Genomic DNA, 23,065 nt, shown 5'->3' on the forward strand with positions numbered 1-23,065 from the left:
TTGGGGCCCGTTGTGGGTGTTGACTTTGCGCCCTATTTTTCCCATCCCAACCACTTGTGCCGGGCGGGGCTGCGCGTAGCCGACCTCGAACATGCCGAAGTCGAACTGGTCGGTGATCGAGATGACGACGCCCATGTCGGTGGCTTCGACCGAGACGCCGTCGTGCAGCTTGTCGCCGGGTTTGAAGGCATCGGCCAGCTGCCGCTTGACATCGGCCGCGGCCTTGATAGCGGCGGCGGTCGGCGCCTTCTCCCCGGTGTCGGGCTTGGCGGCCTCTTGCGCCTCGGGCCCGGCCTTGGCCGCGTCCGCGGTTTTTGTATCGTTTGGCTTGATGTCGCCGGCCTTGGCCATTGCCGTGGCGGGGTTCGCGGCCTGCTTGCCGGCAGTGTCCTTGGCCAGCGGCTCGAGCGGTGCGGCCGCGACAGGCGGCACGGCTTTGACTTTGAGCGCTTGCGTTTCGGCGGTCTTGTCGCCGGGCTTGGCCGGATCGCCCTCGATCCTGGTGCGTTCGGCACTAGCCTCGGCGCCGGGCGCCGCCACCTGCTGCGACCAGAAATCAGGCTCGAAGGGATCGCGATAGGAGGCGCCGCCAGAGGCGCCTGTCGCCGGGCCGGCGGCCTGCACGCCGCCGTCGCCCTTCTGGCTGACATTCTGCATGACACCGGTGTCGGTGGCGATTTCCGAAAGCACCGCGTAGGGATCGGCGAACAGATGCTCGTCGGAGTGTTCCGCCTGCGGGAGTTCTTGCTTGTCCTGTTTGCGGTCCGCCGAGCCATCGCCGTCCTGGCCGGCCTTGTTGGTCGCCTTTTGCGGATTGTCGGCCGTCGTCCCGATCGCGCGCGGACCGTCGCCGAGGTCCTCCAGGCCCTTTCGGCTCGAATTGCGGTCTACCAGCTTGACCGGGTTGAAGTAGCTGGCGACGGCTGCCTTGGTCTGTTCGTTGGCGGCGTTGATCAGCCACATGACCAGGAAGAAACACATCATGGCCGTCATGAAGTCGGCAAAGGCGATCTTCCAGACGCCGCCATGGTGGGCCTCGTCGTGGTCGTCATGACCGCGCCGCACGATGATGATTTCGTGGGGTGTGTGTCCAGCCTCGGCGACGCTCATGCCAGGACCTCTGAAAGGGTCGTCGACCATTCGGCCATTCGCGTCTCGAACACCGCCTCGTCGATGGCGACGGTGAGGTCGAAGCCCGGTGCCTCGACGAAGTCGAGATTGGCGGTGCGGGGCCCGAGCGATGCCTTCAGTGTCTCGAACAGCGAGAGCGGCCCGCGCACGACGATGCGCACCGCTTCGGCATCGCCGACCGCCTCGCGTATCGCGCTGGCGAGCACCTCGATCGAGCGTTTCTGCAGATCGTCGCTGACGATGCCGCCGATGATGCGGGCGACCGTGGTGGCGACAAGCCCGGTCACACGCGCCTCCATGGCATCGATGCGCAACGAGACCGCCTTGCCGACATCGTCGCCGAGGCTTTCGAGAAATACCCTTGCCTCCTCTGCATGGGCCTGGCGTTCGGCTTCAAGCGCGGCTTCATGCGCGATCGACAGGCGTGTCTCGAGCGCCGCCTCGGCCTGGACGACCGCTTCCGCGATCAGCGTGCCGATATCTGCTTGCGGGGCAGGCGTCTCGGGTTTGTGTTGGGGATCGACTGCTGCCCGGGGCTGACCGGCACGTTGCGTGCGGGTACCGAAATCAGGCAGAAGGTCGAAGAGGGCTGCGGAGACCATGGTTTATACCGCGACTTCCTGGGCAGCCCATTTGCGCAGGATCTGCGCGGTGCGTTCCTCGTTGAGGTCGACCATTCGGGCAAGCCGATCCTGCGGCGCTGGCCTGATCTTCTGGCGAAGATCGTCGAGCGGTGTGGGACCCGGGCGCGTGCCGGGCAAGGCGGCAACCGAGGCACTCTCGGCGGCGGCGGTTGCTTCCGGCGTCGGTAGCGACCGCTGGACATCATCGAAGCTGGGGCCTGACAGAGCCGGTGTCGCTTTTGCCGTCAACGCCGACGCCATCGGCCTCAGGCCAAAGAAAGCGACCAGGAATACGACGACGATGAAGGCACCGGCGTTGATCAGGGTGCCGGCATGCTGGCCGATGGAATCGAGCATTCCCGCCTGCGGGATCGCCTCGCCATCCAGCCCGTCGATGAACTCGACCGCCGAGACATCGATGACGTCGCCGCGCTTTTCGTCGAAGCCGGTGGCGGAGGTCACCATCTTCTGGATGTCGGCGACGCGCTTGGCAATCTGCTCCGGCGTGGCGTCCTTGCCAAGGATGGCCGTCAGCCGCTGCTGGTTGACGACGACGGAGATTGACATCTTGGTGACGCTGTAGCCGTTCGAGACGGTGGCGATCTTCTTCGAATTGATCTCGTAATTGGTGATCTCTTCCTTGCGGTCGTTCTGCGAGGAGGATTGCGGACCATCGGTGGCGGTTGCCTGGGCCTCGGGCAGGTTCTGCTCGACGCTGGCCGGGGTGGAGGCCTGCTTCTGATTGTTGTTTTCGTTGGCGCGCACCGACTGCACCGAGCGCTCAACGCGGGAATTCGGATCGAAAATGGTTTCTTCGGTCTGACGGGTGTCGGTGTTGACCTCGGCCTTGACGCTGGCGCGGAAGTTGTCGGGGCCAAGATAGGCCGTCAGCGCACGGCGGATGTTGTCGCCGATCTGCGCCTCGACGGTCTGCTCGACGCCGAGCGTGCGGGCGGCGCTGGTGTTGGAAGGATCATCGCCCGCGGCCAGTAGATTGCCGCTGGAATCGAGCACCGTCACCTTGTCGGCCGACAGGCCGGGGACGGCGGCGGCTACGAGATGGCGGATCGACATAGCGCTCTTCTCGGCGTCGATGCCGGCGTAGCGGATGACCACCGAGGCGGAAGGCTGCTGCTCATCGCGGCGGAAATTGGCGCGTTCGGACATGACGATGTGGACGCGCGCCGCCTTGATGCCCGATATCGACTGGATGGTGCGGGCGATCTCGCCTTCCAGCGCGCGCACGCGGGTGATCTGCTGCATGAAGGAGGTGAGGCCGAGCGAGCCGACATTGTCGAACAGTTCGTAGCCGGCATTGGCGCTCGTCGGCAGACCCTTTTCGGCAAGCAGCATGCGCGCCTGTGCGGTGGTGCCCGCCGGCACCAGCACGGAGGTCCCGTCGGCGCCAACGTCGAAGCCGATGCCGGCTTCGCCCAGCACCAGCCCGATCTGGTTCACGTCGGCGCGGTCGAGCCCGACATAGAGCGTGTCGTAGGCGGGGCGGTTGAGATAGACCGAGGCGATGCCGATGACGCCCATCACCAGAACGGCGATGCCCGCCAGCATGGCAAGGCGCTTCACGCCAAACCCGCGGAGATTCGAGATGATGCTCTGGATCTGTTCCGGCACGGTTCAACGACTCCCAGCATGATTGTCCGCCGGAACAGTAGTCCTCGAAGCTTGTGCGAAAATGAAATCGGGCCGCGCTTGCGGCGCGGCCCGTCAATCGAGCAGGGATCGCGCCGATGGCGCCCGCGATCAGCTCTTGAACAGCGACAGGATCGACTGCGAGGCGCTGTTGGCGATCGACAGCGCCTGGATGCCGAGCTGTTGCTGAACCTGCAGCGCCTGGAGGCGGGTCGATTCCTTGTTCATGTCGGCATCGACGAGCTGGCCGACGCCGCGGTCGATGGAATCGATCAAGCTCTGGGTGAAGGTCTTCTGCAGGTCGATGCTGCTCTTGGCCGAACCGAGGATGGTGGCGGAATCGGTCAACTGAGCCATGACCTTGTCGATCCTGGTCACCATCTGCGTGATGATGTCGTCGGTTACGCCGGCCGCCGTGATGTCGAGGTTGTAGGCGGAAATATTGTCGACCTTGGCGACTGCTCCCGCCGCCGTCTGGCCGGCGGCGTTTGCGGCGATGTCCGTTCCTCCGCCCGCGATCGAGGCCGTATAGGCGGTGTCATAGAGGGTCTGGGCGGCTCCCGTGGCATAAATGGAGGTCTGGCGATCGAGGGTGCCTTGGTTCTTGACGTCGGTGGCCAAGCCGTAGTCGAAAAGCTTGGTGCCCTCGACATCGATATTGATCGTTCCGATCGAGATGGCGCCGGATGAGGAGCGATTGAACGAGGACACGATTTGGGAGTCGGCCTGGACGCCATCGTTGGCGGCGGCGACCTGCTTGGAGGTCACCGCGAGGAAATTCGAGCCCGAGAAGGTCGCCGCATCGGCAAATGACTTCATCTGCGCCTGAAGCGCCTTGATCTCGGTCTGGGTTTTTGCCTTGGCGGCATCCGTTTGACCGACCATGGACAGCACCTTGGTCTTGATCTGGCCGATCGTCGTCAGCACATTGTTCATGCCGGTATAGGCGGTATCGACTTTCGAGGCGCCGAGGCCGAGTGCATCCTGCACCGTCGACAGGGCCTGGTTGTCCGAGCGCATCGTGGTGGCGATCGACCAATAGGCGGCGTTGTCCGAGGCCTGCGAGACCCGGTAGCCGGTCGATATGCGGGCCTGCGTCTGCTCGAGCGATTTGTTGGTGGCGCTGAGGCTTTGAAGTGCGGTTAACGCCGAAGCGTTGGTCATGATGCTCGCCAAGAAAGTCGCTCCTTCTCAAAAGCCGACATGCTCAGACATGCCGGATAGGCCTGTTCAACGGGTGGCATTCTGCCGAGAGGCCGATTCGCCAACTGTCGTAAGCTATTGGTTAACCATAACTAGCGCGGCATGGTTAACAGCCTGTTAAAAGCTGGCTTTTGAGAGTTAAGGAACGAGGATTGCGCGAGGCTGGAGCAAACGCAAATCGGGCCGCGCTTTTGGCGCGGCCAGATTTTTAGTGCGAACTGTGGTTGAGCGGAAGCGATTAGCCGCGGAAGAGCGACAGGATCGACTGCGAGGAACCGTTGGCGATCGACAGCGCCTGGATGCCGAGCTGCTGCTGGACCTGCAGCGCCTGCAGACGGGTCGATTCCTTGTTCATGTCGGCATCGACGAGCTGGCCGATACCGCGATCGATGGAGTCCATCAGGCTCGAGGTGAAGGTCTTCTGCAGGTCGATCGAGCTCTTGGCGGCGCCGAGCTTGGTGGCGGCGTTCGTCATATCCTTGAGTGCGGCATCGACGACGTTCATCATCTGCTGGATCTGGGTGTCGCTGGCGGCAACGCCGCCCACGGAGATGGCCAGGCCGGCGACCGAATAGGTGTCAGTGGCCGCCGCGGCAGCACCCAACGTCGGGGCCGAGGCGGTGGCGACGGCAGCGCCGGTGGTGCCGAGGCGGGCCGTGTCGAGGATGCCCTTGGCGGTCGGCGCGGCGCCGGCATCATAGAGCTTGATGCTTTCCACGTTGACGTCGATTGTCGAGATCGAAACCGCACCGGTGGCGCTGCGGTTGAAGGCCGAAACGATCTTGATGTCTGCCGCCGTGCCCGAAGCCGTGGACACCGACAGCATGTTGGTGCCGGAGAAAGTGGCGCCGTCGGCGTAGGCCTTCAACTGCTTCTGAAGAGCGGCGATTTCGACCTGGGTCTTTTCCTTGGCGGCGTCGGTCTGACCGTAGGAGCCGGTCAGCTTCTGCTGGATCGCGTTGATGGTGGTGATCGCGCTGTCCATGCCGGTGTAGGCGGTGTCGACCTTCGAGGCGCCGAGGCCGAGCGCGTCCGAAACGGTGGACATAGCCTGGTTGTCGGAACGCATCGTGGTGGCGATCGACCAGTAGGCGGCGTTGTCGGAAGCCTGCGAGACCTTGTAGCCGGTCGAGATGCGGGACTGGGTGGCTTCGAGATTCTTGTTGGTGGAGTTCAGGCTCTGCAGCGCCGTCAACGCGGCGGTGTTCGTCATGATGCTGGACATGGCTACTCGTACCTTGATTTTACAGGTGTTCTTTTTACATACCGGGCTTCCCGGTATGACGGTGCGGCATCATGCCCATGATCTCTGAAATCGATCACCCGCCATCTGCGAGCGAATATGCGGGCAAGTCCCTACCAAAGGGATAAACCGGACGGTTAATCGAAAATATATTGCTTGAAATTCCGCGCCTGACCAGCGAGGCAGCGACCAGTTGCCAGGGATACGTTGCCGGCGGTCAGTTGAACGAGCGCACCAGGCTGCCGACAAGCAGATTCCAGCCGTCGATCAGGACGAAGAACAGGATCTTGAACGGCAGCGACACCACCGTCGGCGGCAGCATCATCATGCCCATCGCCATGGTGATGGTGGCGACGATCAGGTCGATGACCAGGAATGGCAGCACGATCAGGAAGCCGATCTCGAAGCCGCGCCGGATCTCAGAGATCATGAAGGCGGGCACCAGGACACGCAGGTCGACAGTGTCGCGCGAAACGGTCTGGCCGCGCTCGCGGGCGAGATCGGCGAAGAGGTCGAAGTCCTTGTCGCGCACATTGCGCAGCATGAAGGTGCGGAACGGATCCGAAATCTTGTCGAAGGCTTCGGTCTGGGTGATCTGGTTGTCCATCAGCGGCTTGACGCCGGTGTTCCAGGCCTGATCGAAGGTCGGCGCCATGACATAAAAGGTCATGAACAGCGACAGTGAAATCAAAATGAGGTTTGCCGGCGTCGACTGCAAGCCGATGCCAGCGCGCAGGATCGAGAAGGCGATGACGAAGCGAGTGAAGCTCGTCACCATGATCAGCAGGCCCGGCGCCACCGACAGCACGGTCAGCAGGCCGAACATCTGGATGATGTAGCCGACGGTGGTGCCATCAGCCTTGCCGATGCCGCCTAGATCGAGCTGCTGGGCCGTCGCGACGGATGTGGCGGCGGCGATCATCGCCGTGGCGAGAAGGAACTTTCTCATTCGAGCAGCAATGTCCTGATGAGAACCTGTTTGGCGTGACCCTGGCTGCGGATCGAGGCGCGTTCCTCGAGATCGGCCTTCAGGTGCTGGTAGCCGCTGGCGCCCTCGACCTGATGCATCTTCAAGGTGCGCACCAGAGCCAGAAGGTCCTGGTGGATATCATCCGACATAGCCTGTGGCTGCGGCTCGTCATAGACGACGGACACCTCCATTCTGATCCAGGTATCGGCAGGCGAGGCGATGTTGGTGGTGATCGGCGCCAGCACGACGAGCGTCGGCCCCACGCCTGGCTGCTCGGCCGAAGCCGGCTGCTCGGTCTTGCCCTCGTTCTCGGGCGCGACCGGTACCGACGGCGGTGCGTCGACGCCCTTGAGGTACCCGCCGGACATCCAGCCCATGCCGATGGCGGCCGCCGTCACAACCAGCAGCATGCCAGCCTGGATGGCGAGCGAAGGACCCTTGCGCGACTGAACCTGTTCGACATTTGCCACGGTGCCGTGTTCCCCAATCCTAGAACGGAAGAACCTGGTCGAGAATCTGCTGGCCGTAGGCAGGTTGCTGGACCTCGGTGATGCGGCCGCGTCCGCCGTAGGAGATGCGCGCTTCGGCGATGCGTTCGTAGGGGATGGTGTTCTCGGCGCCGATATCGGCCGGCCGCACGATGCCGGCGAGTGTCAGCACCCTGAGTTCGGCGTTGACGCGCACTTCCTGCGACCCCTTGATCATCAAATTGCCGTTCGGCAGGACATCGATGACGATGGCGGCGACATTGAGTTCCAGGGTTTCCGATCGCTTGATCTCGCCATCGGCCGTCGTGTCCGTGGTGGAGTTGAGAGCGCCAGCACCTTTGCCGGCGGTGCTGCCAACCTTGTCCCATTGCGCGCTGATGTCGAAACCGAGCTTGCGGTTGGCGGTGCGGCTCCTGTCGTTCTGGTTCTTGAAGTTGGCCCGGTCATTGATCTTGATCTTGACGGTCAGGATGTCGCCCTGGGACAGCGCCCGCGGGTCGGTGAACAGCCGGCTCTGGCGGTCATCCCACAACGAGAATTTCTTGGGCGGCGTCGGCGGCGTTTCTGGATAGCGATAGAGGGAGCCAGTGCTGGCGTCGTCGATGCCGGAGCCGACCGGTGACAGAGCCGGCTCCCTGCCGACTTCCTTCAGGTTGGTTCCGCAACCGGACAGCACGGCGACCGCGCACAGGACGAGCATTTTGCGGATCATGACGGATCTACCCTTCGGGCTGCGCTGGCCATGATGCCGGTGAGCGTCGCCGCAGCCTTCTGGTCCATTTCGTTGAGGATAACGCTCGCCTTGCGTGAATCGAGCTTCATCAATATGGCCGCCGCCAGATCGGCGTTGACGATGGCCAACCGCTCGGCGGCGGCGTCGGGTTTCATGCCGGCATAGATCTGGACGACGCCGTCTTCGGCCCGGGCCAGGAAAACCTCGCGCCGTTTCAGCCAGGTCTCGTATTCAGCTTTCTTTGCATCCAAGGCTTTCATGCGCTCGTCAATGCCGGCCTGGAGCTGCTTCAGTTCCTCCGCCTGCAAGACATAGCGGCGGTCGCGGGCGGCGTCGGCGATGTTGGAGCAGAAGCGCTCGATCTCGCTTTGGTCGGGTGCCTTTTCCCGCGTCAATTGCTGCGGCGCCGCCGCGACCGGTGCTCCCGGCAAGACCTGGCGGACCGTTTCCTCGCCGCGTGCGGTATCGCCGGCGAAGAGCAGAGCCGCGAGAACGGCGGTCGCGAGCAGAATCGCGGCGGGGCGATGTCTTTCATGGCGTGAGAAGGAGCGCGTCATCGGCATCGCCTATTGCAGAACCAGGTCGGCCTGCAGGGCGCCGGCCGATTTGATGCCCTGCAGAATGGCGATGATGCCGTCCGGCTTGACGCCGAGACGGTTGAGGCCGGAAACGAGGGTCTGGAGATCGGGTCCGTCAAGCACGGCGACGCGGGCATCGGGCCGGCTGGCTTCGATGGCGGTGAACGGTTCGACGGCGGTCTCGCCCTTGGAGAAGGGCTCGGGCTGGACGACGCGTGGTGCTTCGGTGATGCGCACGGTGAGCGTGCCGTGGCTGATGGCGACCCGCGAGATCTTGACGTCGTTGCCGATGACGATGGTGCCGGTGCGCTCGTCGATGACGACACGGGCCGGCGTGTCGGATTCGACCACCAGGTTCTCGATCTCGGCATAGAAGCGAGCCGCCGAAACACCCTTTGGCCTTCTGATCTGCACGGTGCGCGAATCGCGCTCGGCCGCCACCCGCATGCCGAAGCGCTGGCTGGTGTAGTCGTTGATGGCGTCGGCAATGCGGATTGCGGTCGAGAAATCGGGATTGCGCAGTTGCAGCGTCAGTGTCGCCTGGTCGTCGAACTCGGCCTGGACAGCTCGCTCGACAATGGCGCCGTTCGGCACGCGGCCGGAGGTCGGCACGCCTTGCGTCAACTGCTCGGCCTGGCCCTTGGCGGTGAAGCCGGACACGATGACCGAGCCCTGACCGACGGCATAAATTTCGCCGTCCGCCGCTTTCAAAGGCGTCATGATCAGCGTGCCGCCGGAAAGCGAGGTCGCGTCGCCCATTGAGGAGACGTCGATGTCGATCCGGGCGCCCGACTGCACGTAGGGCGGCATGTTGGCGGTGACGATGACGGCGGCGACGTTCTTGGCGCGCGCGCGACCGCCTTCGGTGGCTATGCCGAGATTCTCGAGCATCGCGCGGATCGACTGTTCGGTGAACGGCGAGTTGCGCAGACTATCGCCCGAACCGGCAAGGCCGATGACCAGGCCGTAGCCGACCAACTGGTTGTCGCGCGAACTCTGCAGCTGGGCGATGTCCTTGATGCGCGACGCGACCTGGCCCGGCGGCAGCGAACTCGGCCCGGACGAAACCCGGAACATGCGGCTGGTGGTGGCCGGATTATATTCGGGATCGTCGTAGACGCCGCCATTCTTGGCGGCGAGCTCGCGCTTGGCCTTCGGCGTCAGGCCGTCGGCTAGCGCCGGCTGCAGGCCAATCACGGCGGCCAATATCAGGGCAAGGCCGCGCATCATGAAGCGCTGACCTGGATGGTTCCGTCCGCCATCACCGTGCCGGACAGGATCTTGCCGCTGTCGATGTTGCGAACCTTGACGAGGTCGCCCGCTGCACCTGGCTGCAACGTCACGGCGGTTGCCGAGATCGTCAATCCGCCGGCGATGAAGAAGACCTGCACGGACGCACCCTGTTCGACCAGCCAGGCTTCGCGGATGGCGGTGGAAGGGATGTAGCGGCCGGGCAGCAGCGTGCGCTTGGCGATCTTGCCGTCGAGTTCCTCGGCCCGTGTGACGACCGCGTCCGGCTTGTGCTTGCCGGCGATGAGGGTCACCTGTTTCAGGGCTGTGAGCCCGATGGTCTCGCCGGGATAGATGACCCGGTTGGGAATCAGCACCACCTCGCCGACAGATTGATTGCTGGCGATCTGAGTGGCCGATTGGCTTGTCGATTGGGTTGTCGATTGGTTTGTCGATTCCTGGGCAAAAGCCGGCATGCCGCCGGTCACCAGCGCAAGGACGAGCGCGGTGCGGCGAAATGCGGACAGGAGGCCGGGCGTCGACATCATGCGTTACCGGATGTTCTTGGAGACGACAGAGGCCATATCGTCGGCGGCCTGAATGACCTTGGAGTTCATCTCATAGGCGCGCTGCGCCGAGATCAACTCGGTGATTTCCTTGACCGGGTCGACGTTGGAGGCTTCGAGATAGCCCTGCTGGATGGTGGCGAAGCCGGGGTCGCCCGGGACACCGACATTCGCCGGCCCCGAAGCCGTGGTTTCCTGGAACAAATTGTCGCCGAGCGGCGCCAGGCCTGCCTCGTTGGCGAAGTTGGCGATTTGAAGCTGGCCGAGGTTCTGCAGGTCGGTCTGGCCGTCGATGCGGGCGAAGACCTGCCCCGTCTTGTTGACGATGACCTCGACGGCATCGACGGGGACGTTGATGGCCGGAATGACGGCAGCGCCGTCGACCGTGACCAACTGGCCGGTGGCGTTGGTGTTGAGGGCGCCGGCTCGGCTGTAGAGCGTGCCGCCGTCTGCACCCTCGATCTGGAACCAGCCCCTGCCGGTCAGCGCCAGGTCGAAACTGTTGCCGGTGCTGGTCAGTTCGCCCTGCGTGTGCACGTTGCGCACGGCCGTCGTCTTGACGCCGAGACCGATCGACACGCCCTCCGGCACCAGCGAGGCGTTGGAGCGGTTGGGCACACCCTGCGTGCGATCGACCTGATAGAGCAGGTCGGAAAATTCGGCACGGGCGCGCTTGTAGCCGGTGGTGTTGATGTTGGCGATGTTGTTGGCGATGACTTCCAGATTTGTCTGCTGGGCATTCATGCCGGTGGCGGCGATGGCGAGTGCTTTCATGGCGGAATTCCTCAGATGCCCATTCGACTGACTTCGAGATAGGCGGAAACCACCTTGTCGCGGATGGCGACGGCGGTCTGAAGCGCCTGCTGCGCGCTCATCACGGCGTCGACCACCTGACGAGTGTCGGCGTCGCCCTTGAGCGCCTGCATCGACACCTGCTCGGCATTCTGCAGCGTGCTGACGGTCTTGGAGGCCGCCTGGCTCAGCGCCTCGGCGAAGGAGGTGCCGACATTGCCACCGGGTGTCGCGCCGCCCTGCAGCAGGCTTGTCACCGCGTCGTCACCGCCGATCGACGATTTGAACTGAAGGGCTCCGATGCCGCTGATCATTACTGGTTCCTCATCAGGTCGATGGTCATGGAAATCAGGTCGCGCGCCTGCTTGACGACCTGAAGGTTGGCCTCGTAGGAGCGGTTGGCCTCGGTCATGTCGGCCATTTCGATCAGCACGTTGACATTGGGCATCTTGACGTAGCCCTTCTCGTCGGCGGCCTCGTTGCCGGGCTGGAACTCGACCGGAAAGTCGCCTGGATCACGGTCGATCGAGTTCACTGCAACCGTCGAGCTGCCGGAGGTCCGATCGAGTTCGGAGACGAAGCTGATGGTCTTGCGACGATAGGGGTCGGAGCCGGGCGCGGTGCCGGTCGACTGGGCGTTGGCGAGGTTTTCGGAAACGACGCGCAGGCGCTCCGATTGGGCGCCGAGGCCGGACGCTGCGACTTTGAGGGCTGCGGTGAGCGCGTCCATGGTCAGCTCTTAACCGCCATCATCATCATCGAATGGAACGCCTTGACGATCGCCGTGTTGAGTTCGAAGGAGCGGCGCACCTCGCCGGCCTTCAGCAATTGGTCTTCCAGCACGACCGAGTTCTTGGACGGCATGACGACGCCGTCATCTTCCTGCGGCTTGATGGTGAAGCCGGCATTGGTCGCGGCGTTGCCGAGATGGCCGGCCTGCGTGGCCTGCAGCGATACAGCGGTACGGTCGAGCACCTTTTCGAACGGCTCGACGTCGTTTGCCGTGTAGCCCGGCGTGTTGGCGTTGGCGATGTTGCCGGCGACGGCGGACTGGCGCACGGCCAGCCACTGGGCTTGCTTGGCGGCGAGGTCGAAAAGGGAAACGGGCTCCATGAGAATCTCCGAGCAGGTACTCAGAGACTAGGCCGCGAGTCTTGCGCGGGCCTTGCGAACGACCAGAGGCCGGAGGGCTGTTATCGCGAAAGCTCGATCACCTGGTCGGTGCTGGTGACCATGACCCATTTGCCTTTGCGTTGCTCGATGGAAGACACCAGGCTGGAATCCGGCAGTATCGAGCCGCGCTGGACGATCCAGAGGCCGGCATCGTCCTCGATCATCGCGCGGCCATTGGCGACATGGACCATGCGAAATTTCGCGGCGTCGGCCGGAAAGGGTTGATCGTCGGGTGCCGACACGGGATCGGCATCGTCCTGCACCGCTCCCGTGGCGAGCAGATCGAGATTGGCGGCGGGAACGTCCTTCGCCGTCAGCGGCGCACTGCGTTGGGCGACCACACCGCCGCCCGCCCGTCCCGAATTGGTTCCGGAGCCGCCGAACTTCATTGCCTGGACGCCAAACTGTTCCTGGTTGAAGAAGATGTACCAGGGAAACAGGGCGCAGATCAGCCCGAGCGTGATGCCGAGCGCTGCAATGACGACATCGCTGCGTCGGTCGGACTTTTTCTTCAGCCTGGGAAACTGCGCCTTTGGCGGCTGCGGCCATTCGTGCCCGGAAGACTGCTGCCATTTCCGCGGCGAAAACAGGTCGTTGATGGCCGAGTCGCGGCTGGCCTCGGTCTCCTGGGCGGCCTTGGCTTCGGCGATCATGTCGCGCAGGACGCGCTCGGTGTACTGGCGTTCAGTCTCCGGCATCGGCGTTCAACTTGCTCTTGAGGTGGCGGGCGAGGTCGGAGAACGGATCGGCTGACGGGCGGTCCTTCGGCGATTGCGTCAGCGCTTCGTAGATCAGCGGCACCTGGCGCACGGCAATATCGAGTTCGGCGTCGACACCGCCCTGATAGGCACCCAGCAGGCGGATATCGCGCGTGTCCTCGAAGCGCGAGATCATCGACTTCAGCCTTGTCACCAGTGCGCGCTGTTCGGTGCTCCAGGCCTTGCCGGCCAGCCGCGATATGGACGACAGCGGATTGACCGGTGGGTAGCGGCCCTGTTCGGCGATGCTGCGATCGAGCACGACGTGACCGTCGAGGATGCCGCGCACGGAGTCGGCGACGGGGTCGTTGTGGTCGTCGCCGTCGACCAGCACGGAAATAATGGCTGTGATTGATCCTTTGCCTTCGGTGCCTGGTCCGGCGCGTTCAAGCAGCTTGGGCAGTTCGGTGAACACCGAAGCTGGATAACCGCGGGCGACCGGCGGCTCGCCGGTTCCCGTCGCCACCTCGCGCAACGCGTGGGCGAAGCGGGTGATAGAGTCCAGCACCAGGAGCACGCGATGGCCCTGGTCGCGAAAATGCTCGGCGACGCGCATGGCGGTGTCCGGCGCGCGCCGGCGCATCATGGCGCTCTCGTCGCTGGTGGCGACGACGGCGACGGTCTTGGCCATGCTGTTGCCGATCGTGTCTTCGAGGAATTCACGCACTTCGCGGCCGCGTTCGCCGATGAGCGCGACGACGACGGTGTCGAATGCGTCGGCGCCGGCGAGCATGGCGAGCAGCGTCGACTTGCCGACGCCGGAACCGGCGAAGACGCCGAGGCGCTGGCCGAAGCAGAGCGGCGTGAAGATGTCGATGACCTTGACGCCGGTCATGAAGGCGGTGCCGACACGCTGCCGCGCCATGGCGCCGGGTGTCTTCTGGGCGCCGCTCGACGCATCGTCACCCCTGACGAGCGGCATGCCGCCATCGATTGCCCGGGTGAGCGCGTCGATGGTGCGGCCGCGCCACGAGGCATGCGGCGCCACCGCAAGCGGACCGCGGCGGAACACGGCATCGCCGATGCCGGCATCGGCGCTGCGTTCAAAGGGGGCTACTACAACCTCGTCGCGGCTGATCTTGACGATCTCGCCGCGGCGCGTGCCGCCATGGCCGCGCTGCTCGACGATGTCGCCCAGCCTGGCGAAGTCGGAAAGGCCGTGCACCTTGTAGTGCGTGGGCGTGACTTCGGTAACGCGGCCGCCGCGCTTGAGCAGCGCCTCGGCGTCGGCGAAACGCCGCCATACGCGCTCCAACGCGGCAAGCCGGTCTTCCGGCGCCGGCTGGAGCTGTTTTTCGAGAGCGCGGATAGATGGCTGGCCGAGCGACATGGGCTATTTCGAGCCAAGCGTCTTGATGGCCTCGTCGGTGGAGGAGTCGGTCTGCCGCATCAGCGCGGCGGTGTTCTCGAAGGCGCGCTGAACCATGATCAGCCGGGTGATCTCCAGCACCGGATTGACGTTGGATTCTTCGAGAAAACCCTGGGCGACGCCAATATCGGAGCGATCGGTGACAGGCTCGGGCGTACGCGCCGGAACGATGCCGGAATTGCCGTAACGGACGAAATTCTCGCCCGGATCGAAATTGTAGAGGCCGATGGAGCCGACAAGCTGATCGTTCTGGCGCAGCGAACCGTCGGCCCCGGCCTTGGGCGGACCGTTGCGGGGGTCGAGTTGGATCGGCGAGCCGCCGGCGTCGAGCACCGGGTGACCCTCGATCGACATCAGCTCGCCGTTCTCGTTCATCGAAAAGCGCCCGTCACGGGTCATGACGGTGCCGACCGGCGTCTCTATGGCGAACCAGGCATCGCCCTGGATGGCGAAATCGAAGGGATTTCCGGTCTCGCTCAAAGCACCGTGGGCGCCGGAAAGATAGGTCTTGCCGGAGGACGCGAAGGACACCGATTTCTGCCCGATGCCGGAGACGACGTCCTCGAACTTCACGCCGGTGGCGCGAAAGCCGATCGTCGAGGCGTTGGCGACGTTGTCGGCGATCGTGTCGAGGCGGCGCTCGAGCGCGATCTGCGAGGAGAGGGCGACGTAGAGGCTATCCCGCATGATGTTCTCAGAACCTCAGTTTCTGCATGGCCATCATTAGGTCGGTGGAGATGCCGACCGTGATCGGCTGCGCGAAGAGCACGCTGACCGAGGTCACGGCCGATGAGGTCGGGTTGTTGATCTCGTACATGCTGGTGAAGCGCGTCAGGAACTTGCCGAGCTTCTCGGGGTCGGAGAAATCCGAGATGTCGAGTTTCTGCTCGAACAGCTGCGCCTGCTTGTCGACATCGGCAGTGGCGAAGGAATCGGGCAGCCCGAGCACGGTGCGCACGACGGTGGCCAGCGCGGTGTCGGCCAGCACGTCGTACCAGCTGGTGATAGCCGATGCCTTGCGGTCGAAATACAACGCCAGCCGCACGCCCTGGTTGGTCTTGCCGGCGTCCTCTTCGAGGGTCTGGCGCATGTATTTGTCGACGGTCGGTTGCTGTGCCGGATTGATGGTGGTGGCCGCTTCGCCGTATTGTTCGAAGTTGAAGGCGGAGGCAAGTGCGGCGTAAGTTTTGTCCGTCATCTTGTTGGCGACGCTGCCAGGATCGCGGACGCCACTTTGCAGAACCCGCTTGATGAGGGCCTTGTCCTCCGTCGCCGAATCGAGACCGAATGACGCCAGCGCGTATGTGTAGAGCCGATTGTTCGACATCAGATCGTCGATCGACTTCACCTTGGTAATGTTGGCGAGATAGTATGTCGTCTCGCCTTTCACATAGTCCGAATTCGGATCGAGGCCGGCGATTTTCGCCTGGATGGCGTAGTTCTTGGTCACCATCTGCTGCGTCTTGTTGTAGATGGTCGCATCGGCGCCGTTGGCGGCGAAATTGAAGGCGCTGACGAAATCGGCGTAGCGCTTGTCGGTCAGCTTGTTGGCGAAGCTGTCGGGATCGGAGACGCCTTCCTTCAGTGCCTTGACCATGAAGGCCTTGGCGTAGGCCATGTCCTCGAGCCCGTAGGCCTTCATGGCATATTTGAACAAACGGTCATTCTTGACGAAATCGTCGATCGATTTCACCTTGGTGATGTTGGCGAGATAATATTTGGTATCGCGATCAACCACAGGCTGCTGCTCGATCCTGTCGAGCGACTTTGAAATGTCCTTGGTGATGAGCTGGTAGCTGGTAAAGGTGTTAAGCAAAAGACGTGCCTCCGGCCGAAGCTATGTCGGGACAATACCCCTACTTCCTTGCGCGAAACTGAATCGGATCCAGTGGCTTCGATTCAAGCCTCACACAAGGCACGGGGGCTATCCCTTGCTCGCGATGTGAAATGCGGAAGGACCTGTCGTGGGTATTCTGATTGGACTGGTGGTGACGCTCGGCTGCGTCCTTGGCGGCTTCATGGCCATGGGCGGTCATCTTCGCGTGCTGATACAGCCATGGGAGGCCGTGATCATTTGTGGCGCGGCTTTTGGCACCTTTCTCGTCGCCAATCCGATGAAGACGGTCAAGGACACCGGCAAGGGCATTCTCGAAGCCTTCAGGCAGGCGGTGCCGAAGGAGCAGGACTATCTCGAAACGCTCGGCGTGCTGCACTCACTGATGCGCGAGTTGCGGTCGAAATCCCGCAGCGAGGTCGAGGCGCATATCGACAATCCGGAAGAGTCGGCGATTTTCCAAGCGTTTCCGACTGTGCTGCATAACCATGACCTGACACATTTTATCTGCGACTACTGCCGCATCATCATCATCGGCAACGCCCGCTCGCACGAGATCGAGGCGCTGATGGACGAAGAAATCCAGACCATCAAGTCCGACAAGATGAAGGCCTATCACGCGCTGGTGGCGGTGGGCGATGGCCTGCCGGCGCTCGGCATCGTCGCCGCCGTGCTCGGCGTGGTCAAGGCGATGGGCGCGCTCGACCAGTCGCCGGAAATCCTCGGCGGTCTGATTGGTGCCGCACTTGTCGGAACGTTCCTCGGCATCTTCCTGTCCTATTCGGTGGTCGGGCCTGTCGCCACCAAGATCAAGACGGTGCGTGAGAAGAAGAATCGCCTCTACATCATCGTCAAGCAGACGCTGCTGGCCTACATGAACGGTGCGCTGCCGCAGGTGGCGATCGAGTTCGGCCGCAAGACCATATCGTCGTATGAACGGCCGACGATCGACGCCGTCGAGCAGAGCACGATGAACACCGGCGCCGTCGAAAAGAAGGCCGCCTGAACGATGCGCGACAGAATGGTCCCACCACTGTCATGACCAGTCCAGGCAGCCCATCGGAAGCGCGTTCGCTGATCATCGAGCGCCTCGTCGGTGACAGCGGCGAGGCCGCGCAGGTCATCGATGCAGGCCGCGCCATGGCCGAGCGCGCTGTGCCGCTGCTGCAGAAAAGCCTGACTGGCGAACTTGGCGTTCCGGTCATTGTCGATCTCAAAGCGATCGAGATCAGCCGCGTACCCGAGGCGCGTTCCCGCGCCGGTGAGAATTTCGCGATGACCGTCGTTGCCTCGCCAGCGTCTTCCGATGCAGTGACCCTCGTCATCGATGGCGCCGCGATCGCCATCATGGTCTCGACGCTGTTTGGGGGTGACCCGGATATGCCGGTGTCGCCGATCGAGCGTGATCTGTCGCCGATCGAGACCGACGTCTCGACGATGGTGTTTCAGCAAGTCGCGCAGGCGCTGAACGGATCTGGTCGGCGCTCGCTTGAGCTACGGCTTCCCGCGCCGCGGGCGATGTCTGGCATGGAGGCCAAGCGACACGTGCTGCGCGACGGCGCCGCACTGCGCATCGTCCTCGGCATCTCGACGCCGGCCGACAGCGGCAGCATCACCGTGACGATGCCACAACGTATCGTGCTGGCCGGTCGGGACAGCGCTGCCGCCGTCAGCGAGAAGGATCAAAACGCCAGCTGGCGCGCGCGCTTTTCGGAAGAGGTTATGCGCTCAACGGTAGCGCTCGAAGCCACCATGCCGCTGGCCCGGCTGACGCTCGGCGACCTCGCCAACTTCGACGTCGGCCAGGTCATCGAATTCGAGGAAACGGCGCAATCCCAGGCGCGTCTCAGTGCCCGCGGCAAGACGCTGTTCGTGTGCGAGTTCGGCAAACTGGGACAGAATTACACCGTCCGAATCAGGCATCCCTACGATGCAGGGCAGGACTTTATCGAAGCGCTGATGCCGGCTTCTGCCGGCCGCGCCTGACATTTGGAGACGATTTGATGGCCAAGACCAAGGTGGAAGCCGACCTCGACCAGCCGGACGAGCAGCTCGACCGTGCCATCGAAGAGTTGCGCGGGGTCCTGCACGAAGAGGAACAACGCCCAGACGCGGCGTTCAGGGCCGCTTCCGGCGCCAATTCGAGCGTCATCATGAACATCCCCGTCGATGTCCAGATCATCCTCGGCAGCACCGAGATGCCGGTCTCCGATCTGATGGCGCTGCAGAAGGGGTCGACGGTGGCACTCAATCGCCGTATCGGCGAACCCGTCGACGTCGTGGTCAACGGCCGCAAGATCGCGCGCGGCGAGATCACCGTGCTGGAGAGCGATCCGTCGCGCTTCGGCATCAGGCTGACCGAGATCATCGCCGGCACGAAGGGCGCCTAGATATGGATTGCGGAGCTTGCCGGTGGCAGCAGAGGCGAGTGGCATGACGACGCCGGTTACCTTGACCCGCGCGCAGAAGGCAGCCGCCATTCTGGTGGCGATGGGCAAGCCGTCGGCCAGCCGCCTGTTGAAATTCTTCAAGCAGGAAGAACTGAAGGCGCTGATCGAGGGCGCCCGCCTGCTGCGGACGATTCCGCAAAGCGATCTCGAGCGAATCGTGGCCGAGTTCGAGGCCGAGTTCACCGAAGGGGCGGGATTGCTCGATTCCGCCGACAGGATGGACACCATCCTCAATGAGTCGCTGTCGCCCGAAGAGATGAGCGCGATCATGGGCGACAAGAGATTCGAGGTCGCCCCGGAAGGCCCGCCGCCGATCTGGCCAGAGCTCGAAAAGCTCGAACCGGCGCGGCTTGGCGCCTTCCTGGCCGGCGAGCATCCGCAGACCGCGGCCATGGTGCTGTCCAAGCTGGCGCCGCAGGTGGCGGCGAGCGTGCTGCTGACACTGACCAAGCCGATGCGTGGCGAAATCATCAAGCGCATGGTGACGATGGCCAATGTTCCGGACACCGCCAGCAAAATCGTCGAAAACCGGCTGCGCACCAGCGTGCTGGCGGAAACCTCGACCAAAGACACTTCTGCCGGGCAGGCGCGTGTCGCCAGCGTTCTGAACGAACTGGACAAGCCGCTGCTCGAGGAGGTCATGCAGGATCTGGAGGCTGCCGGCACGCCCGACCTCGATGGTGTGCGGGCCCGCCTGTTTGCCTTCGACGACCTGCCGCTGCTCACCCAGAAGGCACGGGTGCTGCTGTTCGACGGGCTGTCGACCGAACTGGTCACGCTGGCCCTGCGCGGCGCGCAAGCGGGACTTGCCGAATCCGTGCTGTCGGCGATCGGCGCGCGGTCGCGGCGCATGATCGAAGCCGAACTCGGACAAGGTTCGGAAGGGATTCCTCTCGCCGATATCACAGCAGCACGCAAGACGATCGTGACGACGACGATCCGGCTGTCGCGCGAAGGCGCCTTCGAACTTCCGTCGACCCAAGACGCCGCCTAAAGCCGCGCCATGGCTGACGCGGTCGACAAGGATTCGAAAACCGAAGAGGCGACGGAAAAGAAGATCCGCGACACTGTCGAACAGGGCAAACTGCCCCATTCGCGGGAAACGGCGCTCCTTGCATCGTTCGTTGCCATACTGGTGTTCACCGTTTTCTACGCCAAGGACGCGATCATCGATCTCGGCATGTTCCTGTCGATGTTCCTGGAGAAGCCGGAAGCCTGGCCGATGGACACCGAGACCGATGTCATCGCGCTCTACAAGATCGTCCTCCTCGAAGTGGGTCGCGCCGTCCTGAGCCTGATGGTGCTGCTGACTGTCGCCGGTATCGGCGCCTCGGTGTTCCAGAACATGCCGCAATTCGTCGGCGAGCGGGTGCGGCCGCAACTGTCGCGTATCTCGATCGCCAAGGGCTGGAACAGGCTGTTCGGCATTCAGGGTTGGGTCGAGTTCCTGAAATCACTCGGTAAGGTCGGCTTTGCCATCGTCGTGCTGAGCTTCACTTTGTCGGAAGATCACCGCAAGCTGCTCGCCGGCATGATCACCAATCCGGTCGCTTTCGGACTCGTCATCCGCGGCATTGCCGTCGACATACTGGTGGCGATCGTCTTCGTCATGGGGCTGATCGCGGCGGTCGACATCGTCTGGTCGCGCTTCCACTGGAGGCAGGATCTGCGCATGAGCAAGCAGGAGGTCAAGGACGAGTTCAAACAGTCCGAAGGCGACCCCATCGTCAAGTCGCGGCTGCGCTCGCTGGCGCGCGACCGGGCGCGCAAGCGGATGATGACAGCGGTGCCGCGCGCGACGCTGATCATCGCCAACCCGACACACTTCTCGATCGCGCTCAAGTACGTGCGCGACGAGGACTCGGCACCAATGGTGTTGGCCAAGGGCCAGGATCTGGTGGCGCTGAAAATCCGCGAGATCGCACGCGAAAACAACATTCCGATCTTCGAGGACGTGGCGCTCGCCCGCTCCATGTACAAGCAAGTTTCGGTCGATAGTGTGATCCCATCGCAATTCTATCAGGCCGTCGCCGAACTGGTGCGGATCGTCTACTCGAAAAAGGCTGAGCGCAGACAGATTTCATGAACCGTCAACCGCACGCAAAATCCCGCGAGATCATCGTTGCCAGCGCCATCGAGCAAGTGGTGGGGGAACTGAGGCTGATCGATGTCGCCGACTATATCGCCTTCATCCGGCTGGAGCATTTCGCGTGCCTGTCGGATCTGGTCGATTCAGCGGTGGAGCTGTTCTTCATGCCAGGCACGCTGCGGCTCGGCCATGGCGGCGAGGCGCATGTCGACTGGAGCGGCAGCCCGCGCATCGTGCTTGATCTGGAGCTGAGGCCGCCTGGCGTCACCGTCTATTTCCAACTGACGCTGAGCGAGAACGGCGCTTCGGTGGTGGTCAACTACGTGTCGTTCGAGAAGCCGGGCGAAGACCCGGAGCACAACACGGCGCTGCTCGAGGCGGTGATCGAACAGGCCCGTATCCGCAAGGTCGAGCCGCTGGCCTTTCGCGGAACATCGATCGCTTCCGACGGCCGCCGGCCAATCCTCTAATTGCTTTATTCGATAAGCCCCAGCCGCAGCGCCTTGGCCACGGCCTGGTTGCGGTTGACCGCGTTGAGCTTTTGGGTCGACTGGGTCAGATACTGGTTGGCAGTGTGCACCGACAGTTTCAGGAGCCGGGCGATCTCCTCGCTGGTGTTGCCATTGGCGGTCAGTTTCAGGCATTCGAGTTCGCGCTTGGAGATCGCGCGCGTCCTGCCGGCATCGCCAGGGCGGATGCGAGCGACGGCGGCGAACAGCGAGAAGCAGCGGGCGTGGATCTCGTAGAGCGCGTCCTGCGGCAAGGTGATCTCCGATCCGAGGAACACGACAAGGCCGCACTGCCCACGGTCGGCGTGGACGGGAAACGCGATGCCGCTGGTGCCGGGCGCCAGCGGCGCCATCTGCTCGGTCCAGGTGAGATTGCCGAACATCTCCGCCATGCCGGCGAGGCCATCGTCTGTCCACCAGCGCGGTTCGGTCGAGATGCGGGTGTGGCGCACGACCTCCTCGCCATTGGCGCCTGAAATGAATTTCGTCGCCACCGCAATGCCGGGGTAGTCGGAATCAAGGCAAGGGACGAGCCGTGCGCGTTCGGGCGAGGGGCTGACGAAGAACAGGCCAAAGGCGAGGGCGTTGATGTCGACAGCGATCCAGCGGCAGCGCCGCACGGCATCGGGAATGGTGACGGCGTGATGGGTTTCGGAGCCGAGCGAAAAGGCGCCGAACGGATTGCGCTGCTCGTTGAAAAGGGCTTCGGCAGCCTCCTTGATGTCGGCGTGTTTCAAATGATGCCGCTCCTGATCGCCGTGGCGATGGCCATCGCGCGGTTGCTGGCCGCGAATTTCTGGATGGCGTGGGTGATGTAGCTGTTGACGGTGTTGGAGGAGACGCCAAGAATGACGGCGACCTCGTCGGTGGTCTTGCCCTCGGAGACCCAGAACAGGCATTCGCGCTCGCGATCCGACAGCGGATCCTGCATGGCGGCGGCGGCGATCAATTGCGGGATATGCGAAAGCGCGTAGCAGCATTTCAGCTGCGCCCTCATCAGCGCCGGCTGGTCGATGCTACCGGCAGTCGCCGCGGAGAACAGGGCGAACAGGCGCTGGCGGCCGACATTGAGGCGCAGCGAATAGATCTCGGCATGGCCAAGCACGTCGAGAAGGCGCGCTTCCTCACCGGTGATCAATCCGTCAGTCTCGGGCGCCTGGGATGCCACCAGAGCGATCGGGCGGATACCGGGTGCAACGGTGAGCGCACCTTGCGCAAGCCCGGCGATCAGCCGCTTGCCGATCAGCTCGATGGCATCGAAAATCCAGTTGGAGGAGACGATGCGCGCATCGTTGCGGTCCTGGTCGTGGACGATGGCGACCAGCATATAGCTGTCGGCGCCGATCTCGGCGGTCAGTTGCATGAAAAAGCTGGTGAGATCGCCGCGCGACGTCAGGCGCGAGCCCAATGTGTCGGATTGAAGTAGCGCGGCGGGACTGCTCATTCTTGTTGCTTTTGGCCGGAATCGTTTCTGCTGTCCGGATGCTGGAAGCCAGCCGCCGAACCCGAATACGCATTACTTTGACGAAGACACACGCGTGGCGCAGGGCTGCGCCAACCAGATCCGAATCCATTCAGGGAACGCGAAGCCGTCCGCGTCTGGTGCCGGAAAAGCTCCGGAACAAGAGACTTTGGGTGGTCGCCGCGCCCCCCGAGGACCGGCTGATTCGGGTCTAATC

Annotated in this window: 27 protein-coding genes; 6 read left to right on the forward strand and 21 right to left on the reverse strand. The window is 63.4% G+C overall.

Going from position 1 to position 23,065, the window contains the following annotated elements; all coding sequences use genetic code 11:
* The 19 genes from NKJ06_RS24185 to NKJ06_RS24275 form a co-directional block, all read right to left on the reverse strand.
* Positions 1-1,110 (reverse strand): MotB family protein (locus NKJ06_RS24185; protein ID WP_352810860.1); only part of this gene is annotated, 1,110 nt, incomplete at its 3' end.
* Positions 1,107-1,733, reverse strand: coding sequence for a hypothetical protein (locus NKJ06_RS24190; protein ID WP_352632662.1), 627 nt, complete (start codon positions 1,731-1,733; stop codon positions 1,107-1,109). The genes NKJ06_RS24185 and NKJ06_RS24190, both read right to left, overlap by 4 nt.
* A 3-nt stretch (positions 1,734-1,736) precedes the next feature.
* Positions 1,737-3,383: a flagellar basal-body MS-ring/collar protein FliF gene (gene fliF / locus NKJ06_RS24195; RefSeq protein ID WP_352632663.1), complete on the reverse strand. Its 1,647-nt coding sequence runs from the start codon at positions 3,381-3,383 to the stop codon at positions 1,737-1,739.
* Positions 3,384-3,512: 129 nt separating this feature from the next.
* Complete coding sequence (locus NKJ06_RS24200; RefSeq protein WP_352632664.1) at positions 3,513-4,577, reverse strand: flagellin N-terminal helical domain-containing protein; 1,065 nt, start codon at positions 4,575-4,577, stop codon at positions 3,513-3,515.
* Between the two features lie 265 nt (positions 4,578-4,842).
* On the reverse strand, positions 4,843-5,829 hold the full coding sequence (locus NKJ06_RS24205; RefSeq protein WP_352632665.1) for a flagellin N-terminal helical domain-containing protein: 987 nt from the start codon (positions 5,827-5,829) through the stop codon (positions 4,843-4,845).
* A gap of 235 nt (positions 5,830-6,064) precedes the next feature.
* Entirely contained in the window at positions 6,065-6,796 is a 732-nt protein-coding gene (fliP, locus tag NKJ06_RS24210) for a flagellar type III secretion system pore protein FliP (protein WP_352632666.1), read from the reverse strand.
* Entirely contained in the window at positions 6,793-7,287 is a 495-nt protein-coding gene (locus tag NKJ06_RS24215; RefSeq protein ID WP_352810863.1) for a flagellar basal body-associated FliL family protein, read from the reverse strand. The genes fliP and NKJ06_RS24215 overlap by 4 nt, the downstream gene beginning before the upstream one ends.
* A gap of 19 nt (positions 7,288-7,306) precedes the next feature.
* Entirely contained in the window at positions 7,307-8,017 is a 711-nt protein-coding gene (flgH, locus tag NKJ06_RS24220) for a flagellar basal body L-ring protein FlgH (protein ID WP_352632668.1), read from the reverse strand.
* Complete coding sequence (locus tag NKJ06_RS24225) at positions 8,014-8,595, reverse strand: MotE family protein (protein WP_352632669.1); 582 nt, start codon at positions 8,593-8,595, stop codon at positions 8,014-8,016. Before NKJ06_RS24225 ends, flgH begins: the two co-directional genes overlap by 4 nt.
* Before the next feature lie 9 nt (positions 8,596-8,604).
* Positions 8,605-9,846 (reverse strand): flagellar basal body P-ring protein FlgI, encoded by a 1,242-nt coding sequence (locus NKJ06_RS24230; RefSeq protein ID WP_352632670.1) that lies wholly within the window; start codon positions 9,844-9,846, stop codon positions 8,605-8,607.
* Entirely contained in the window at positions 9,843-10,394 is a 552-nt protein-coding gene (flgA, locus tag NKJ06_RS24235; protein WP_352632671.1) for a flagellar basal body P-ring formation chaperone FlgA, read from the reverse strand. Before flgA ends, NKJ06_RS24230 begins: the two co-directional genes overlap by 4 nt.
* Positions 10,395-10,397: 3 nt before the next feature.
* Positions 10,398-11,186, reverse strand: a complete 789-nt coding sequence (gene flgG / locus NKJ06_RS24240; RefSeq protein ID WP_013529795.1) for a flagellar basal-body rod protein FlgG — start codon at positions 11,184-11,186, stop codon at positions 10,398-10,400.
* Between the two features lie 11 nt (positions 11,187-11,197).
* Entirely contained in the window at positions 11,198-11,518 is a 321-nt protein-coding gene (gene fliE, locus NKJ06_RS24245) for a flagellar hook-basal body complex protein FliE (protein WP_352632672.1), read from the reverse strand.
* Positions 11,518-11,934, reverse strand: coding sequence for a flagellar basal body rod protein FlgC (gene flgC, locus NKJ06_RS24250; protein WP_352632673.1), 417 nt, complete (start codon positions 11,932-11,934; stop codon positions 11,518-11,520). Before flgC ends, fliE begins: the two co-directional genes overlap by 1 nt.
* 2 nt (positions 11,935-11,936) lie before the next feature.
* Positions 11,937-12,317, reverse strand: a complete 381-nt coding sequence (gene flgB / locus NKJ06_RS24255) for a flagellar basal body rod protein FlgB (protein WP_109659404.1) — start codon at positions 12,315-12,317, stop codon at positions 11,937-11,939.
* Positions 12,318-12,397: 80 nt separating this feature from the next.
* Positions 12,398-13,075, reverse strand: coding sequence for a hypothetical protein (locus NKJ06_RS24260; RefSeq protein WP_352632674.1), 678 nt, complete (start codon positions 13,073-13,075; stop codon positions 12,398-12,400).
* On the reverse strand, positions 13,062-14,465 hold the full coding sequence (gene fliI, locus NKJ06_RS24265) for a flagellar protein export ATPase FliI (RefSeq protein ID WP_352632675.1): 1,404 nt from the start codon (positions 14,463-14,465) through the stop codon (positions 13,062-13,064). Before fliI ends, NKJ06_RS24260 begins: the two co-directional genes overlap by 14 nt.
* Before the next feature lie 3 nt (positions 14,466-14,468).
* A complete protein-coding gene (flgF, locus tag NKJ06_RS24270) occupies positions 14,469-15,191 on the reverse strand; it encodes a flagellar basal-body rod protein FlgF (RefSeq protein ID WP_352632676.1) in 723 nt (240 codons plus the stop codon).
* A gap of 7 nt (positions 15,192-15,198) precedes the next feature.
* Entirely contained in the window at positions 15,199-16,320 is a 1,122-nt protein-coding gene (locus NKJ06_RS24275) for a DUF1217 domain-containing protein (protein WP_352632677.1), read from the reverse strand.
* Between the two features lie 148 nt (positions 16,321-16,468).
* Between NKJ06_RS24275 and motA the strand changes: the two genes are divergently transcribed.
* From motA to NKJ06_RS24305, 6 genes are read left to right on the forward strand one after another with little or no spacing between them, the layout of a single operon-like run.
* Complete coding sequence (gene motA / locus NKJ06_RS24280; protein WP_352632678.1) at positions 16,469-17,344, forward strand: flagellar motor stator protein MotA; 876 nt, start codon at positions 16,469-16,471, stop codon at positions 17,342-17,344.
* Between the two features lie 32 nt (positions 17,345-17,376).
* Complete coding sequence (locus NKJ06_RS24285; RefSeq protein ID WP_352632679.1) at positions 17,377-18,324, forward strand: FliM/FliN family flagellar motor switch protein; 948 nt, start codon at positions 17,377-17,379, stop codon at positions 18,322-18,324.
* Positions 18,325-18,341: 17 nt separating this feature from the next.
* Entirely contained in the window at positions 18,342-18,728 is a 387-nt protein-coding gene (fliN, locus tag NKJ06_RS24290) for a flagellar motor switch protein FliN (protein ID WP_023761675.1), read from the forward strand.
* Between the two features lie 43 nt (positions 18,729-18,771).
* Complete coding sequence (locus tag NKJ06_RS24295; protein ID WP_352632680.1) at positions 18,772-19,782, forward strand: flagellar motor switch protein FliG; 1,011 nt, start codon at positions 18,772-18,774, stop codon at positions 19,780-19,782.
* A 9-nt stretch (positions 19,783-19,791) separates the two neighbouring features.
* Positions 19,792-20,874, forward strand: coding sequence for a flagellar biosynthesis protein FlhB (flhB, locus tag NKJ06_RS24300; RefSeq protein ID WP_352632681.1), 1,083 nt, complete (start codon positions 19,792-19,794; stop codon positions 20,872-20,874).
* On the forward strand, positions 20,871-21,347 hold the full coding sequence (locus tag NKJ06_RS24305) for a BspJ family T4SS effector nucleomodulin (RefSeq protein ID WP_352632682.1): 477 nt from the start codon (positions 20,871-20,873) through the stop codon (positions 21,345-21,347). The genes flhB and NKJ06_RS24305 overlap by 4 nt, the downstream gene beginning before the upstream one ends.
* A gap of 5 nt (positions 21,348-21,352) precedes the next feature.
* Here NKJ06_RS24305 and NKJ06_RS24310 read toward each other — a convergent pair whose 3' ends face one another.
* Entirely contained in the window at positions 21,353-22,123 is a 771-nt protein-coding gene (locus tag NKJ06_RS24310; protein WP_352632683.1) for a helix-turn-helix transcriptional regulator, read from the reverse strand.
* The gene (locus NKJ06_RS24315; RefSeq protein WP_023761670.1) at positions 22,120-22,830 is read right to left on the reverse strand and encodes a helix-turn-helix transcriptional regulator; all 711 of its coding nucleotides are present in this window, start codon (positions 22,828-22,830) and stop codon (positions 22,120-22,122) included. The genes NKJ06_RS24310 and NKJ06_RS24315 overlap by 4 nt, the downstream gene beginning before the upstream one ends.
* Positions 22,831-23,065 lie beyond the last annotated feature (235 nt).

It is taken from the genome of Mesorhizobium sp. M0293, from assembly GCF_040321735.1.
Classification (GTDB): domain Bacteria; phylum Pseudomonadota; class Alphaproteobacteria; order Rhizobiales; family Rhizobiaceae; genus Mesorhizobium.